The sequence below is a fragment of the Paenibacillus sp. EB106-04-04-XG159 genome (assembly GCF_058791835.1).
In genome coordinates, this window is record NZ_JBYTDY010000024.1 from 16,595 (window position 1) to 30,955 (window position 14,361).

Consider the following 14,361-nt stretch of genomic DNA (forward strand, 5'->3'; position numbering starts at 1 on the left):
AGAGCGAGTCTTAGCCTTCGATTTCTTCTACTTTAACCAAGTGAGTCACTTGATTAACCATACCACGAATCGCAGGATTGTCATTATGAACAACCGTTTGATTCACTTTACGCAGACCCAGTGTATTCACCGTCTTGCGATGAGTTTCTGGACGACCGATCAGACTGCGAACGAGGGTAATCTGCAATTTTGCCATAGTAGTCCCCTCCTTATCCTAACAGTTCCTGAACGGATTTACCACGCAACTTAGCTACCTGTTCTGCCGTTTTCAGGCGGGACAGACCTTCGAGCGTAGCATTAACCATGTTGATTGCATTGGAGGAACCAAGCGATTTCGTCAAGATATCGCCTACACCAGCTAATTCTAACACGGCACGAACCGGACCGCCGGCAATAACCCCTGTACCTTCGCTTGCTGGCTTCAGAAGAACTGAGCCTGCACCGAATTTACCAGTTACTTGGTGAGGGATCGTTGTGCGAACGAAAGGAACGTGAATGAGATTTTTCTTAGCGTCGTCCATACCTTTGCGGATTGCATCAGGTACTTCGGATGCTTTGCCGATACCAGCGCCAACATGGCCTTTGCCGTCACCGACAACAACGAGAGCACTAAAGCTAAAACGGCGTCCGCCTTTTACAACTTTAGCTACGCGATTAATTTGAACTACTTTTTCAGTCAGATCTAACGTATTTGGATCAACTCGCAAGTTGTTAACCTCCTTTTGTTAAATTCTTAAAACTCAAGACCAGCTTCACGAGCTGCGTCTGCCAATGATTGAATACGTCCATGATACAGATAGCCACCACGGTCGAATACAACTGCTTCAACACCAGCTTCTTTGGCGCGTTTAGCTACGAGTTCCCCAACTTTACGAGCGGATTCAGCATTACCGCCGTTCGTAATTTGGTCACGAAGCTCTTTGTCCATAGTCGAAGCTTGTGCAATTGTTACGCCCTTAACATCATCGATCAATTGAGCGTAGATATGTTTAGAGGAACGGAATACGTTCAAACGAGGACGTGCTGTCGTTCCTTCAATTTTCTTACGCACACGAAGGTGACGCTTCAAACGAGCTTTGTTTTTATCGCCTTTTGTAATCACGATTGTTTCACTCCCTTCAGTTTAGCCATTAAGCTACACGGGTAAGCGAGCTAGGCAAGATCTTATTTCTTCTTGCCAGCTTTACCTTCTTTACGCAGGATACGTTCGCCTTCGTACTTGATACCTTTACCTTTATACGGCTCTGGCTCACGAACAGCGCGAATATTAGCTGCATAAGCACCAACGCGCTCTTTGTCGATGCCTTTAACGATAATCTTCGTTTGTACAGGAACTTCGAACTCGATACCTGCTTCTGGTGTGATCTCAACTGGGTGAGAGTAACCAACGTTCAATACGAGCTTATCGCCAGTTTTGTTTGCACGGTAACCTACGCCTACGAGCTCAAGAGTCTTAGCATAGCCATCCGTTACACCAACTACCATGTTGTTAACTACAGAACGTGTAGTTCCATGAAGTGAGCGGTGTAGTTTATTATCAGAAGGACGTTCGATCAAGATCTCGTTTTCTGCGATCGATACTTTCATATCTTTGTGCAGTTCACGAGTCAAAGATCCTTTAGGTCCTTTAACCGTAATTACTGTGTTATCCAAAGTAACGGTTACGCCAGCTGGCACGTTAATTGGTTTGCGACCAATACGGGACATGGCTGCACCTCCTATCTTCTACTGTTTATTACCAAACGTAACAAACAACCTCGCCGCCGGATTTGCTTTGGCGAGCTTCTTTGTCTGTAACAACGCCTTTCGACGTAGAAATGATCGCGATTCCGAGTCCGCCAAGTACGCGAGGTACCTCGTTGGATTTCGTGTACACGCGAAGGCCTGGCTTAGAGATACGTTTCAAACCAGTGATGACACGTTCATTGTTCGCACCGTACTTCAAGAAGATACGGATGATCCCTTGTTTGTTGTCATCGATGTATTCAGCATCACGGATAAAGCCTTCACGCTTCAAGATCTCAGCGATTTGCTTCTTCATTGTAGAAGCCGGCATTTCCACTGTTTCATGACGTACTGTATTAGCATTGCGAATGCGAGTAAGCATATCTGCAATTGGATCAGACATAACCATTAGTGTGAACCTCCTTCCCGAAAAAGGGTATATTACCAGCTTGCTTTTTTAACGCCAGGAATCTGGCCTTTGTATGCCAATTCGCGGAAACAAATTCTGCAAATTTTAAACTTACGCAACACAGAATGCGGACGACCACAGCGCTCGCAACGAGTGTATGCTTGCACCTTGAACTTCGGTTTACGTTGCTGTTTGACGAGCATCGAAGTTTTTGCCACGTGTTGACACCTCCTATGATATTTGTCGGGACGAATAGTCCTCGGACAAATTCATTGTCCATTTATCCTATTCATCGATTAACGATGACTTAATCTAAGTTTCACGAATTACTTCGCAAAAGGCATGCCGAGCTGCGTCAATAGTTCACGGGACTCTTCATCCGACTTAGCTGTCGTTACAATGACGATGTCCATACCGCGTACTTTATCAACTTTATCATACTCGATCTCAGGGAAGATGATCTGCTCTTTCAAACCGAGTGTGTAGTTACCGCGACCGTCAAATGCCTTGTTCGAGATACCGTGGAAGTCACGTACACGTGGAAGTGTTACGTTGAACAATTTGTCCAAGAAGTGATACATGCGCTCACCGCGCAATGTCACTTTAACACCGATCGGCATTCCTTCACGAAGCTTAAAGCCAGCGATGGATTTCTTAGCACGAGTGATTACTGGCTTTTGACCAGCGATCAATTGCATTTCAGCAACTGCAACGTCCAAGACCTTAGAGTTAGATACCGCTTCACCCATACCCATGTTGATAACGACTTTCTCAACTTTAGGGACTTGCATTACAGTCGTATAATTAAACTTCTGCATCAAAGCAGGAGTAATTTCGTTCAAATAGCGTTCTTTTAAACGAGTTGCCATTTAGAATGGACCTCCTTTCTTAGCGATTAGTCGATGATTTCGCCGGAGCGTTTCGCAACACGTACTTTTTTGCCGTTCTCCAACACTTTGTAACCGATACGTGTTACTTTGCCCGACTTCGGATCCACGTGCATAACGTTCGATACGTGGATTGGAGCTTCTTGCTCGATGATTCCGCCTTGTGGATTGCTTTGGTTAGGCTTCTGATGCTTCTTAACCATGTTTACGCCTTCTACAAGAACGCGGTTCATACGAGGATACGCTGCGATGACGCGGCCTTTTTTACCTTTGTCTTTACCGGTAATAACGATAACCGTGTCGTCTTTCTTAACGTGCAATTTATTGTTATGCGACTCGAGAACTTTTTTAGTTCGTGGCATGTGTTACACCTCCTGAGTCTTGCCAAGCGGGCAAGCTAATTAGATAACTTCCGGTGCCAGGGAAACGATTTTCATGAAGTCTTTGTCGCGAAGTTCGCGAGCAACAGGTCCAAAAATACGTGTTCCGCGTGGTCCTTTGTCCTCTTTTACGATAACCGCTGCATTCTCGTCGAATGCGATGTAGGAACCGTCTTTACGACGAACCGAACGCTTCGTACGAACGATAACAGCTTTAACAACGTCACCCTTTTTGACAACGCCGCCTGGTGTTGCTTGCTTGACAGAACACACGATAATGTCTCCGATGTGGCCTACGCGACGTCCAGTACCACCCAAGACACGAATGCACATCAATTCTTTAGCACCAGAGTTATCTGCTACAGCTAAACGTGTAAATGGTTGAATCATTGTGGTTTCCTCCTTTCGGCTAAACTACCGAAACATTAAACGATAACAGCTTTTTCAACGATCTCAACGAGTCTCCAGCGCTTGTCTTTGGACAGCGGGCGAGTCTCCATGATTTTTACAGTATCGCCGATTTTAGCTTCATTGTTTTCGTCATGCGATTTGAATTTTTTCGTGTATTTGATGCGTTTGTGGTACAAGTCATGCTTCTTGTATGTTTCAACCGCTACAACGATTGTTTTATCCATTTTATCGCTGACAACTTTGCCGATTTGCACTTTACGAGCGTTACGTTGTTCACTCATGAGTGTAATGCCTCCTTCCTGGTAACAGGATGAATATAGTCAGTCATGACACGACTTTAATTAACCGCTAATCCCAAGTTCTCTTTCGCGCAATACCGTTTTAGCACGAGCAATTGCTTTACGTACGTCACGGATGCGTGTTGGGTTGTCAAGCTGTCCAGTAGCCAATTGGAAACGGAGGTTGAAGAGTTCTTCCTTGAATCCTGCAACTTTTTGTTCGAGTTCAGCAGTGGTCAAGTTACGAAATTCATTAGCTTTCATTTGCTTCACCACCCATTTCTTCGCGCTTCACGAACTTCGTCTTAATAGGCAACTTGTGCGCTGCAAGACGCATCGCTTCGCGAGCGATTTCCTCAGATACTCCGGAAAGTTCGAACATGATCTTGCCTGGCTTAACTACGGCAACCCATTTCTCAACGTTACCTTTACCGGAACCCATCCGAACCTCAAGCGGCTTTTGCGTGATTGGTTTATCAGGGAAAATTTTAATCCATACTTGACCGCCACGTTTGATGTAACGAGTCATTGCAATACGCGCAGCCTCGATTTGACGGTTCGTGATCCAAGTTGGCTCAAGAGCTTGCAAACCGTATTCACCGAAGTTAACTGTTGTGCCGCCCTTTGCTTGACCTTTCAAGCTACCGCGTTGTTGTTTACGATGTTTGACACGTTTAGGTACCAACATGATTTAGTTGCCTCCTTCCTCAACAGCCTTTTTCTTAGCCGTAGGAAGTACCTCTCCACGATAGATCCATACTTTTACGCCGATACGGCCATAAGTTGTATGAGCTTCTGCCGTTCCATAATCAATGTCAGCGCGAAGCGTATGAAGTGGTACAGTTCCTTCGCTGTAACCTTCCGAACGAGCAATTTCAGCTCCACCAAGACGACCACTAACCGCTGTCTTAATACCTTTCGCACCAGAGCGAATTGTACGTTGAATAGCTTGTTTCAACGCGCGGCGGAAAGAAACGCGGCGTTCCAATTGCTGTGCAATGCTCTCAGCAACCAGGATAGCGTCCAGATCTGGAGTTTTGATTTCCGAAATGTTGATGTGTACTTTCTTGTCGCCAGCAATCTTAGTTACTTCACGACGAAGTGCTTCAACCTCGGAACCGCCTTTACCGATTACCATGCCCGGTTTAGCGGTATGGATCGTTACGTTCACGCGATTAGCGGCACGTTCGATCTCGATTTTAGATACCGCAGCTTCTTTCAGTTTATTCTTCAGAAACTCACGAATCTTAACGTCTTCGATAAGCAGTGTGCCGAAATCTTTTTCAGCGTACCATTTGGATTCCCAATCTCGGATAATACCTACACGTAATCCGACGGGATTTACCTTTTGACCCACACGTTTTCCCTCCTTATTTCTCGGATACCACGATCGTGATGTGGCTTGTTCTCTTATTGATACGGCTTGCACGTCCCATAGCACGTGGACGGAAGCGTTTCATTGTCGGACCTTCATTAGCGTAAACTTGCTCAATAACAAGCTTGTTTACGTCCATTTGATAGTTATGCTCTGCATTTGCAATCGCAGAATTAAGCAATTTTTCTACCACTGGGGACGCCGACTTTGGCGTATGGCGCAAAATTGCGATTGCCTCGCCCACTTGCTTTCCGCGGATCAAGTCGATAACGAGCTTGACTTTGCGAGGAGCGATGCGAACATTATTCGCATGTGCTTTAGCTTGCATAGTAGTACCTCCCCTCGAATGCTAAGTTCGATTTATCGTTTACCCGTTTTCTTATCATCATCATGACCTTTGTACGTACGAGTAGGAGCGAACTCACCGAGTTTGTGACCTACCATATCTTCAGTTACGTACACAGGCACGTGTTTGCGGCCATCATAAACCCCAAACGTATGTCCGATGAATTGTGGGAAAATTGTGGAGCGACGGGACCAAGTCTTAATCACGACTTTCTTGCCGCCTTCGTTCAACACTTCTACCTTCTTCATCAGGTGACCATCGATAAATGGTCCTTTTTTCAAACTGCGACCCATGTGTAAATCCTCCCTTCGCGAAACTTGTTTGCATCGCTTGTTACGTTGCTCAAGTATTTAACCAGATAAATGTTACTTCGTGCGAGAACGAACGATGTATTTATCGGATTGCTTACCTTTTTTACGCGTCTTGTAACCGAGAGTCGGTTTGCCCCATGGAGACATTGGCGATTTGCGGCCGATAGGCGCGCGACCTTCACCACCACCGTGTGGGTGATCAACCGGGTTCATAACAACCCCGCGGACAACTGGGCGTTTGCCCAACCAACGGCTGCGTCCAGCTTTACCGATCTTAATGAGTTCGTGGTCTCCGTTACCTACAGCACCGATAGTAGCGCGGCAAACTTTCAACACTTTACGAACTTCACCAGATGACAAGCGAACTGTTACATAACGATCTTCTTTACCAAGCAATTGAGCTTCCGTACCAGCTGCGCGAACGAGCTGACCGCCCTTACCTGGTTGCAATTCGATGTTGTGGATAACTGTACCTACAGGGATATTTTCGAGCGGCAATGCGTTACCGATCTTGATATCAGAGCCAGCACCAGACATGATAACATCGTCTACTTTCAAACCTTTAGGAGCAATGATATAAGCCTTCTCACCGTCAGCGTAGTTGATCAACGCGATGTTCGATGTGCGGTTTGGATCATACTCGATTGTAGCAACGCGGCCTGGAATGCCGTCTTTTGTACGTTTAAAGTCGATCACGCGGTATTTACGCTTGTGACCGCCGCCTTGGTGACGGATCGTAATCTTACCTTGGTTATTGCGGCCCGCTTTCTTGCTAAGTGGAGCCAACAAGGATTTCTCCGGTGTGCTTGTTGTGATTTCTTCGAACGTAGAAACGCTCATGCCACGACGAGCCGGGGAAGTCGGTTTGTACTTTTTGATAGGCACTTGTTTTCCCTCCTTACTTCAGAACTTGTTTATTTATACCGTTTCAAAGAATTCAAGCGGCTTGCTGTCTTTAGCCAACGTTACGAATGCTTTTTTCCATTCTGTTGTGTAACCGTTGTAGCGACCATAGCGCTTAGGCTTAGCCGGAACACGCAATGTGTTCACGTTTGCCACTTTTACTTTGAAGATCTGCTCGATGGCATTCTTGATTTCCGTCTTGTTCGCACGGATCTCAACCTCAAATACGTATTTAAGATCATCCATCATATCTGCAGTACGCTCAGTAATAATCGGACGCTTAATGATATCACGAGGGTCTTTCATTACGCAAACACCTCCTCTACCTTCGAAACCGCATCCTTCGTGATGATGAGCTTCTGGTGGCGAAGTACGTCATAAACGTTTACTCCGTCAGCCGCAAGCAATTTCACCGAAGGGATGTTGCGAGCGGAGAGCGCCACGTTGTCGTTGTACTCAGGTACTACTACAAGCGCTTTGCGATCCACTTTCAAGTTGTTCAGAATCGCTTGGAATTCTTTCGTCTTCGGAGCGTTCATTGTCAACTCATCAAGTACGATAATTTGATTTTCTAACACTTTGGAAGAAAGTGCAGATTTGATCGCCAGACGGCGAACTTTCTTAGGAAGCTTATAGGAATAACTGCGAGGTGTTGGACCAAATACCACACCACCGCCTACCCATTGCGGTGAACGAATCGAACCTTGACGGGCACGACCAGTTCCTTTTTGTTTCCAAGGCTTACGGCCACCGCCGCTTACTTCGGAACGACCTTTAACCTTGTGCGTACCTTGACGCAGAGATGCAAGCTGCATAACTACTGCTTCGTGAAGCACGCTTTTGTTTGGTTCAATACCGAATACACTGTCAGCCAATTCAATCTCGCCAACTTGTGCACCAGAGATGTTGTATACTGCTACTTTAGGCATTCTGAGCTCCTCCTTTCCTCACCGATTACTTTTTAACTGCGGATCTAATGTTAATGAAGCTGTTCTTAGCACCAGGAATGGAGCCTTTAACGAGGATAACGTTACGTTCTGTATCCACTTTAACAACTTCAAGATTTTGAATTGTGATTGTTTCTGCACCCATGTGACCTGGAAGGCGTTTGCCTTTAGGTACGCGGTTCGCTTGAATGGAACCCATGGAACCAGGACCACGATGGTAACGGGAGCCGTGTGCCATTGGACCAGTGCTTTGTCCCCAACGTTTGATAACGCCAGCGAATCCTTTACCTCTCGAAATACCTGTTACGTCTACGAATTCACCTACAGCGAACATGTCAGCCTTAAGCTCCTGGCCAACTTCGTACTGAGAAAGTTCTACACCACGAAGTTCTTTAACGTAGCGCTTAGGTGCTGTGTTTGCTTTCTTCGCATGGCCGATTTCCGGCTTAGTTGCGCGCTTTTCCTTTTTATCAGCATAGCCGATTTGGATAGCTTCGTAACCATCGTTCTCAACGTCTTTTTTCTGCAAAACGACGCAAGGACCAGCTTCGATAACTGTTACCGGCAATACATTACCTTCAGCGGTAAATACTTGAGTCATGCCGAGTTTTTTTCCTAAGATACCTTTCATGTTGACACCTCTTTTCCTTTCCATAATCCGTACTTACGATTTTTTTCCAAGCTTACAGCTTGATTTCGATATCTACACCAGACGGCAAGTCCAGTCGCATCAACGCGTCTACCGTTTGCGGTGTTGGATTCACGATGTCGATCAAGCGCTTATGAGTGCGCATTTCGAACTGCTCGCGAGAATCCTTGTACTTGTGCACCGCACGAAGAATCGTGATAATTTGCTTCTCCGTTGGCAACGGGATCGGACCAGAAACACCAGCTCCGGAACGTTTCGCTGTCTCAACGATTTTCTCCGCGGATTGATCAAGAATTCTGTGATCGTATGCTTTCAAGCGGATACGAATTTTTTGCTTTGCCATTATATTCCCTCCTTTAATCGCCCAATTTTGCATCGGACATACTCAGCGAAAATTTTCCTACGCACCACCCATGGCAAAGGGGCCGGGTGTGTCGGTAACCTCTCGCTTCATCGCAACGTCGACGAACAACATTCACTATTATATATAATCACCCTGATAAATGCAAGCTTTTGTTCTAATTTTTCAGATTGCTATATGATTTAATCACTAAACAACAGAAATTAGTAAGTCTGCACAACAGGGATGCTTATTTCTTGATTGAACTATGCCATTATATAATGAAGCAGCACCTAATCGCTACGGTAATGGTTGGGATTCAACAACAGCCTATTCGACCATTATAATTACAGTCTCTTCTATTATAATGATAATGTTGTTTCGTTAAGCTCCTCAGCGGATATAGCTACTTGCTGCGTCGATATACCGATACCCTGAATGAGTTCCATCAACTCTTTCATTTCGATCATCATGTTCTTCATCGAAGAAGCGCTTATACTCGACTTCGCCACAATATCACGGAATGCATCGTTGGTCACTCCCGTCCATTCGCGAACACCATCCACATTGTTCTTCACTTCTGTGATCATGTGAATGACCGTATTCGTTACATCTGCTGAGTTGCCAATCAATTTCTCAATATCCGCGACGGTTTGCTTCGTATGAGATGCCAGCTTGTTTACTTCTTTCGCCACTACCGCGAAACCCGCGCCTTGTTCGCCTGCTCTGGCTGCTTCTATTGAAGCATTCAAGGACAGCAGATTCGTTTGATCTGCAATCTCTTTAACAGCTGAGACGATCGAGCGGATGCGATCAGATGTATCCCTTAGCATAGAAACATTCTCGTGCATCTCATTGGCCTTAGCATCAATAGTTTGAATTCCTTCTACAAACTGAACCATCAAATGTTCGCCTTCGCCTGCCTTATCTTCCGCCTCGTGAGCAGATATGGAGGATTCTTTCACTGTCTCGTTGATTTCTATGCCTCGCTTGATAAGTGCCTCTATCGTATTGCTAGTTTCTTGAGTAAGCTGTGCGAGTTGTTCGCTTAGATGCGATATATTATTCTTCAGTTCATTCTTCACTTGATTGTATTGCTGCTCGCGTTCCGCTCTAAACTGTTCTTCATAGATCTCCAACACAAGTCGCTGTTCAAGGTTGAGTACTTTGTTCACTGCGCAAATCACCTCGTTAGCAACCTCTGCATCTGGCATGTGCAATATGATTTTGGTTATCAACTCACTTTGGAGATTATGAAAAGCTCCAATATACCATTTTGTATCTAAACCAATCTTTTGATGTTTCGTAGCTATCATTAATCTCTTTCGTACGTACTCCTCATCAATGATTCCGTTGAACATCTCTTCTATGTGTAGGCGCAAAGTCTTCTTCAAACGATCAATGGTGCTGTACTTCTCGATAATGAGCTTCAACTCTTCAACACCAAGAATCGTTTTGTAAAAGGATTCAGTCATCTCATCCATAAATTCGAGTATGTAGGGCTTTATCCAGCGTAAAATGGACAGATCCTCTTCCGTCAATTCAATCATATCAATTTGCAACCTTAGTGGATGATCTTGATCAAGTATAATTCTTCCTTCACTCGCCTTATTATTCTGATCTAACTTCCAATACCTCACGGAACCTTGAGTAGTTGCAGACTCAGGGGAAGCAAGCAGCTTGTTCCGCTTAACTGGTAACCAACGTGTAAATTTACTCATTAGATACTCTCCTTTATTTACAGAAGGAATTCATATTCTGATGCTCCATTTACACCTTTCAGCCACAGAGCACTTTGTATTCTTCATTCCGCAATCATAATCAACTACTGTCGAATATTCACAGAATAGGTGCGGCTATAGGATATTACAGTAATAACTGTAAACCTGCAGTGATTAATTTATCAATAAAATGTTATGAACAGAAATACTTGGTTATATAAAAAGGGAGTTACCCTGTAAGTAGATTACCTACCTCTAGGGTAACTCCTCTTTAAAAAGCGTTAAGCTTTAATTATTTTTGGATGCTTGCTACTGCACCAGCACCAACTGTACGGCCACCTTCGCGGATAGCGAAGCGTGTACCCTCTTCAATCGCAATTGGATTGATGAGTTTAACTGTAACAGTGATGTTGTCGCCAGGCATAACCATTTCAGTACCTTCTGGAAGGTCGATAACGCCAGTCACGTCAGTTGTACGGAAGTAGAACTGTGGACGGTAGCCTGTGAAGAATGGCTTATGACGGCCACCCTCTTCTTTAGTCAGTACGTAAACAGATGCAGTGAACTCAGTGTGAGGTTTAACTGTACCTGGTTTAACCAATACTTGACCGCGCTCGATGTCTTTACGGTCTACACCACGGAGCAAAGCACCGATGTTGTCGCCCGCTTGAGCGGAATCAAGAAGTTTGCGGAACATCTCAACGCCTGTAACAACAGACTTACGAGTTTCTTCTTGGATACCAACGATTTCGATTTCTTCGCCCACTTTAACAGTACCGCGCTCTACACGACCTGTAGCAACTGTACCGCGACCAGTGATGGAGAATACGTCCTCAACAGGCATCAAGAAAGGCTTATCAGTTTGACGCTCTGGCTCAGGGATGTAAGTGTCGATTTGTTCGAACAATTCAACAACTTTGTCAGCCCACTCGCCATCAGGGTTTTGCAACGCTTCACGAGCAGAACCACGGATGATTGGAGTATCGTCGCCTGGGAATTCGTACTCGGAAAGAAGGTCACGAATTTCCATTTCAACGAGTTCAAGCAACTCTTCGTCTTCAACCATGTCGCATTTGTTCATGAATACGACGATGTAAGGTACGCCTACTTGGCGGGACAGAAGGATGTGCTCACGAGTTTGTGGCATTGGACCGTCAGCTGCGGAAACAACCAAGATCGCGCCGTCCATTTGAGCAGCACCAGTGATCATGTTTTTAACATAGTCAGCATGCCCTGGGCAGTCAACGTGTGCATAGTGACGGTTAGGTGTTTCATACTCAACGTGGGAAGTTGAGATTGTGATACCGCGCTCACGCTCTTCTGGAGCTTTGTCGATTTGGTCGAATGCGATTGCAGCACCACCATAACGCTTGGAAAGTACAGTTGTGATTGCAGCAGTCAAAGTTGTTTTACCATGGTCAACGTGACCGATAGTACCGATGTTAACATGCGGTTTAGTACGTTCAAATTTTGCCTTTGCCATTTGAACAATTCCTCCTTAATAAGTGGAATAATATATTGGAATGTGAGGTCGACATCCTAGATTAAATCCGGTACGCCGACCATAGTTAATTAATCTACGAAACCAAAGCGATATTACTCGCCTTTGTTCTTCGCAATGATCTGTTCGGAAATGTTGCGTGGAACCTCTTCATAGTGAGAGAGTTCCATCGAGAACACGCCGCGTCCTTGTGTACCGGAACGAAGTGTTGTGGAATAACCAAACATCTCGGATAGAGGTACCTTAGCATTGATTACTTGCGCACCTGCGCGGGAATCCATGCCTTCGATACGACCACGACGGGAGTTCAGCATACCCATAACGTCGCCCATGTACTCTTCAGGAACCGTAACTTCAACCTTCATGATTGGCTCGAGCAATACAGGAGCACATTTCTCCTTAGCAGCTTTAAGCGCCATAGAACCAGCGATCTTAAACGCCATTTCACTGGAGTCAACATCATGATAAGAACCGTCGAAGATTGTAGCTTTGATATCAACGAGCGGGAAGCCAGCGAGTACGCCGTTCTTCATGGACTCTTCGATACCAGCTTGAACCGGACCGATGTATTCACGAGGAACGACACCACCGACAACTTTGTTCTCGAAGGTGAAGCCAGCGCCTGGTTCTTGCGGTTCGAAATTGATCCATACGTGACCGTATTGACCACGACCACCGGACTGACGAACGAACTTACCTTCAACCTTAGCAGCTTGTTTAAATGTTTCACGGTAAGCAACTTGTGGGTTACCTACATTCGTCTCAACTTTAAACTCACGGCGCATACGGTCGATGATGATCTCCAAGTGAAGCTCACCCATACCAGCAAGGATCGTTTGACCCGTTTCTTCGTCTGTGTATGCACGAAGAGTTGGATCTTCTTCTGTCAGTTTGCCAAGAGCTGTAGCCATTTTATCTTGGTCAGCTTTGGTCTTAGGTTCAACAGCGATCTGGATAACTGGATCAGGGAAGTTCATGGACTCCAGGATAACCGGAGCTTTCTCATCACACAGTGTATCACCTGTACCTGTATCTTTCAAACCTACAGCAGCTGCGATATCGCCAGAGTAAACTGTGTCGATTTCTTCGCGGCTGTTAGCATGCATCTGAAGGATACGGCCGATACGCTCACGTTTACCTTTCGTTGCATTCAGAACGTAAGAGCCAGAGCTCAATACACCGGAATACACGCGGAAGAACGTCAATTTACCGACATAAGGGTCAGTCATGATCTTGAACGCAAGTGCTGCGAAAGGCTCTTCGTCAGAAGAATGACGAACAACTTCAGTTTCCTCATCGCCTTCGACATGACCTTTGATAGCAGGTACATCGAGTGGGGATGGTAGGAAATCAACAACAGCGTCGATCATGCGTTGAACACCTTTGTTACGGTAGGAAGATCCGCATACTACTGGGAAGATTTGAACGTTACAAACACCTTTACGGAGAGCAGCTTTCAGTTCTTCAACTGAAATTTCTTCACCCTCAAGGTATTTCATCATCAAGTCTTCGTCGAGTTCAGCAATCTTCTCAACCATTTCCATACGAAGCTCTTCAGCTTGTGCTTGAAGCTCAGCAGGAATGTCTGTTACTTCATCCTTCAATCCAAGATCATCAACGAACATATGAGCTTTCATCTCAAAGAGGTCGATGATACCTGTGAAGATATCTTCTGCACCGATAGGCAATTGAATTGCAACTGCGTTCGCTTGCAGACGATCTTTCATCGTTCCAATTACATTAAGGTAATCAGCACCGATGATGTCCATCTTGTTGACGTATGCAATACGAGGAACAGAGTACTTGTCAGCTTGACGCCATACAGTCTCTGATTGCGGCTCTACGCCTTCCTTCGCAGAAAATACACCTACGGCTCCATCCAATACGCGCAGGGAACGCTCAACCTCAACTGTGAAGTCAACGTGGCCCGGAGTATCGATGATATTTACGCGATGACCTTTCCACTGCGCAGTTGTCGCAGCGGATGTGATCGTAATACCACGTTCTTGCTCTTGCTCCATCCAGTCCATAGTTGCTGCACCTTCGTGCACCTCACCAATTTTGTGAGTACGGCCTGTGTAGAACAAGATGCGCTCCGTTGTAGTTGTCTTACCAGCATCAATGTGTGCCATGATCCCGATATTACGCGTATTTGCCAGAGAGAACTGTCTTGCCATA

Annotated in this window: 23 protein-coding genes; all 23 read right to left on the bottom strand. The window is 45.5% G+C overall.

The window, feature by feature from the left end; translation table 11 throughout:
• Window positions 1-10: 10 nt before the first annotated feature.
• The 23 genes from rpmD to fusA all read right to left on the bottom strand — a co-directional run bounded on the left by rpmD (window position 11) and on the right by fusA (window position 14,360).
• Entirely contained in the window at window positions 11-196 is a 186-nt protein-coding gene (gene rpmD, locus AC3WTP_RS21245; RefSeq protein ID WP_492396632.1) for a 50S ribosomal protein L30, read from the bottom strand.
• A gap of 13 nt (window positions 197-209) precedes the next feature.
• On the bottom strand, window positions 210-707 hold the full coding sequence (rpsE, locus tag AC3WTP_RS21250; protein WP_492396633.1) for a 30S ribosomal protein S5: 498 nt from the start codon (window positions 705-707) through the stop codon (window positions 210-212).
• Window positions 708-733: 26 nt separating this feature from the next.
• Complete coding sequence (rplR, locus tag AC3WTP_RS21255) at window positions 734-1,102, bottom strand: 50S ribosomal protein L18 (RefSeq protein ID WP_492396634.1); 369 nt, start codon at window positions 1,100-1,102, stop codon at window positions 734-736.
• A gap of 62 nt (window positions 1,103-1,164) precedes the next feature.
• On the bottom strand, window positions 1,165-1,707 hold the full coding sequence (rplF, locus tag AC3WTP_RS21260) for a 50S ribosomal protein L6 (protein WP_492396635.1): 543 nt from the start codon (window positions 1,705-1,707) through the stop codon (window positions 1,165-1,167).
• Window positions 1,708-1,735: 28 nt separating this feature from the next.
• Entirely contained in the window at window positions 1,736-2,134 is a 399-nt protein-coding gene (gene rpsH / locus AC3WTP_RS21265; RefSeq protein WP_458570878.1) for a 30S ribosomal protein S8, read from the bottom strand.
• 32 nt (window positions 2,135-2,166) lie between these two features.
• Window positions 2,167-2,352, bottom strand: coding sequence for a type Z 30S ribosomal protein S14 (locus AC3WTP_RS21270; RefSeq protein ID WP_458570877.1), 186 nt, complete (start codon window positions 2,350-2,352; stop codon window positions 2,167-2,169).
• A 108-nt stretch (window positions 2,353-2,460) separates the two neighbouring features.
• The gene (gene rplE / locus AC3WTP_RS21275) at window positions 2,461-3,003 is read right to left on the bottom strand and encodes a 50S ribosomal protein L5 (protein WP_458570876.1); all 543 of its coding nucleotides are present in this window, start codon (window positions 3,001-3,003) and stop codon (window positions 2,461-2,463) included.
• A gap of 26 nt (window positions 3,004-3,029) precedes the next feature.
• Window positions 3,030-3,383, bottom strand: a complete 354-nt coding sequence (rplX, locus tag AC3WTP_RS21280; protein ID WP_458570875.1) for a 50S ribosomal protein L24 — start codon at window positions 3,381-3,383, stop codon at window positions 3,030-3,032.
• A gap of 39 nt (window positions 3,384-3,422) precedes the next feature.
• A complete protein-coding gene (gene rplN, locus AC3WTP_RS21285) occupies window positions 3,423-3,791 on the bottom strand; it encodes a 50S ribosomal protein L14 (RefSeq protein WP_492396636.1) in 369 nt (122 codons plus the stop codon).
• Window positions 3,792-3,826: 35 nt separating this feature from the next.
• Entirely contained in the window at window positions 3,827-4,093 is a 267-nt protein-coding gene (gene rpsQ / locus AC3WTP_RS21290) for a 30S ribosomal protein S17 (RefSeq protein WP_458570873.1), read from the bottom strand.
• A gap of 60 nt (window positions 4,094-4,153) precedes the next feature.
• A complete protein-coding gene (gene rpmC / locus AC3WTP_RS21295; protein ID WP_492396637.1) occupies window positions 4,154-4,354 on the bottom strand; it encodes a 50S ribosomal protein L29 in 201 nt (66 codons plus the stop codon).
• Complete coding sequence (gene rplP / locus AC3WTP_RS21300) at window positions 4,344-4,778, bottom strand: 50S ribosomal protein L16 (protein ID WP_492396638.1); 435 nt, start codon at window positions 4,776-4,778, stop codon at window positions 4,344-4,346. Before rplP ends, rpmC begins: the two co-directional genes overlap by 11 nt.
• 3 nt (window positions 4,779-4,781) lie before the next feature.
• The gene (gene rpsC, locus AC3WTP_RS21305; protein WP_458570870.1) at window positions 4,782-5,447 is read right to left on the bottom strand and encodes a 30S ribosomal protein S3; all 666 of its coding nucleotides are present in this window, start codon (window positions 5,445-5,447) and stop codon (window positions 4,782-4,784) included.
• Between the two features lie 13 nt (window positions 5,448-5,460).
• Window positions 5,461-5,793 carry a 50S ribosomal protein L22 gene (gene rplV / locus AC3WTP_RS21310; RefSeq protein WP_492396639.1) on the bottom strand — a complete coding sequence of 111 codons (333 nt, stop codon included), beginning with the start codon at window positions 5,791-5,793 and terminating at the stop codon, window positions 5,461-5,463.
• A 32-nt stretch (window positions 5,794-5,825) separates the two neighbouring features.
• On the bottom strand, window positions 5,826-6,104 hold the full coding sequence (gene rpsS / locus AC3WTP_RS21315; RefSeq protein ID WP_492396640.1) for a 30S ribosomal protein S19: 279 nt from the start codon (window positions 6,102-6,104) through the stop codon (window positions 5,826-5,828).
• A gap of 72 nt (window positions 6,105-6,176) precedes the next feature.
• Window positions 6,177-7,007 (bottom strand): 50S ribosomal protein L2, encoded by an 831-nt coding sequence (rplB, locus tag AC3WTP_RS21320; protein ID WP_492396641.1) that lies wholly within the window; start codon window positions 7,005-7,007, stop codon window positions 6,177-6,179.
• A 33-nt stretch (window positions 7,008-7,040) separates the two neighbouring features.
• The gene (gene rplW, locus AC3WTP_RS21325) at window positions 7,041-7,331 is read right to left on the bottom strand and encodes a 50S ribosomal protein L23 (RefSeq protein WP_492396642.1); all 291 of its coding nucleotides are present in this window, start codon (window positions 7,329-7,331) and stop codon (window positions 7,041-7,043) included.
• Window positions 7,331-7,954: a 50S ribosomal protein L4 gene (rplD, locus tag AC3WTP_RS21330; RefSeq protein ID WP_492396643.1), complete on the bottom strand. Its 624-nt coding sequence runs from the start codon at window positions 7,952-7,954 to the stop codon at window positions 7,331-7,333. Before rplD ends, rplW begins: the two co-directional genes overlap by 1 nt.
• A 25-nt stretch (window positions 7,955-7,979) precedes the next feature.
• The gene (rplC, locus tag AC3WTP_RS21335) at window positions 7,980-8,603 is read right to left on the bottom strand and encodes a 50S ribosomal protein L3 (RefSeq protein ID WP_492396644.1); all 624 of its coding nucleotides are present in this window, start codon (window positions 8,601-8,603) and stop codon (window positions 7,980-7,982) included.
• Window positions 8,604-8,655: 52 nt separating this feature from the next.
• Complete coding sequence (gene rpsJ / locus AC3WTP_RS21340) at window positions 8,656-8,964, bottom strand: 30S ribosomal protein S10 (protein WP_005544556.1); 309 nt, start codon at window positions 8,962-8,964, stop codon at window positions 8,656-8,658.
• 359 nt (window positions 8,965-9,323) lie between these two features.
• Window positions 9,324-10,682, bottom strand: a complete 1,359-nt coding sequence (locus AC3WTP_RS21345; RefSeq protein WP_492396645.1) for a protoglobin domain-containing protein — start codon at window positions 10,680-10,682, stop codon at window positions 9,324-9,326.
• Window positions 10,683-10,974: 292 nt separating this feature from the next.
• Window positions 10,975-12,165, bottom strand: a complete 1,191-nt coding sequence (tuf, locus tag AC3WTP_RS21350) for an elongation factor Tu (RefSeq protein ID WP_492396646.1) — start codon at window positions 12,163-12,165, stop codon at window positions 10,975-10,977.
• A 113-nt stretch (window positions 12,166-12,278) separates the two neighbouring features.
• Window positions 12,279-14,360 carry an elongation factor G gene (gene fusA, locus AC3WTP_RS21355; RefSeq protein WP_492396647.1) on the bottom strand — a complete coding sequence of 694 codons (2,082 nt, stop codon included), beginning with the start codon at window positions 14,358-14,360 and terminating at the stop codon, window positions 12,279-12,281.
• Between the last annotated feature and the right edge of the window lies 1 nt (window position 14,361).

Coding starts and splice junctions, on each gene's coding strand:
- rplE (WP_458570876.1), bottom strand. CDS start 3,003: ATGGCAACTCGTTTAAAAGAACGCTATTTGAACGAAATTACTCCTGCT.
- rplW (WP_492396642.1), bottom strand. CDS start 7,331: ATGAAAGACCCTCGTGATATCATTAAGCGTCCGATTATTACTGAGCGT.
- rplV (WP_492396639.1), bottom strand. CDS start 5,793: ATGCAAGCTAAAGCACATGCGAATAATGTTCGCATCGCTCCTCGCAAA.
- rpsJ (WP_005544556.1), bottom strand. CDS start 8,964: ATGGCAAAGCAAAAAATTCGTATCCGCTTGAAAGCATACGATCACAGA.
- rplX (WP_458570875.1), bottom strand. CDS start 3,383: ATGCCACGAACTAAAAAAGTTCTCGAGTCGCATAACAATAAATTGCAC.
- tuf (WP_492396646.1), bottom strand. CDS start 12,165: ATGGCAAAGGCAAAATTTGAACGTACTAAACCGCATGTTAACATCGGT.
- rplN (WP_492396636.1), bottom strand. CDS start 3,791: ATGATTCAACCATTTACACGTTTAGCTGTAGCAGATAACTCTGGTGCT.
- rpsH (WP_458570878.1), bottom strand. CDS start 2,134: ATGGTTATGTCTGATCCAATTGCAGATATGCTTACTCGCATTCGCAAT.
- rplF (WP_492396635.1), bottom strand. CDS start 1,707: ATGTCCCGTATTGGTCGCAAACCAATTAACGTGCCAGCTGGCGTAACC.
- rpmD (WP_492396632.1), bottom strand. CDS start 196: ATGGCAAAATTGCAGATTACCCTCGTTCGCAGTCTGATCGGTCGTCCA.
- rpsS (WP_492396640.1), bottom strand. CDS start 6,104: ATGGGTCGCAGTTTGAAAAAAGGACCATTTATCGATGGTCACCTGATG.
- rplP (WP_492396638.1), bottom strand. CDS start 4,778: ATGTTGGTACCTAAACGTGTCAAACATCGTAAACAACAACGCGGTAGC.
- rplD (WP_492396643.1), bottom strand. CDS start 7,954: ATGCCTAAAGTAGCAGTATACAACATCTCTGGTGCACAAGTTGGCGAG.
- rpmC (WP_492396637.1), bottom strand. CDS start 4,354: ATGAAAGCTAATGAATTTCGTAACTTGACCACTGCTGAACTCGAACAA.
- fusA (WP_492396647.1), bottom strand. CDS start 14,360: ATGGCAAGACAGTTCTCTCTGGCAAATACGCGTAATATCGGGATCATG.
- AC3WTP_RS21345 (WP_492396645.1), bottom strand. CDS start 10,682: ATGAGTAAATTTACACGTTGGTTACCAGTTAAGCGGAACAAGCTGCTT.
- rpsQ (WP_458570873.1), bottom strand. CDS start 4,093: ATGAGTGAACAACGTAACGCTCGTAAAGTGCAAATCGGCAAAGTTGTC.
- rplC (WP_492396644.1), bottom strand. CDS start 8,603: ATGAAAGGTATCTTAGGAAAAAAACTCGGCATGACTCAAGTATTTACC.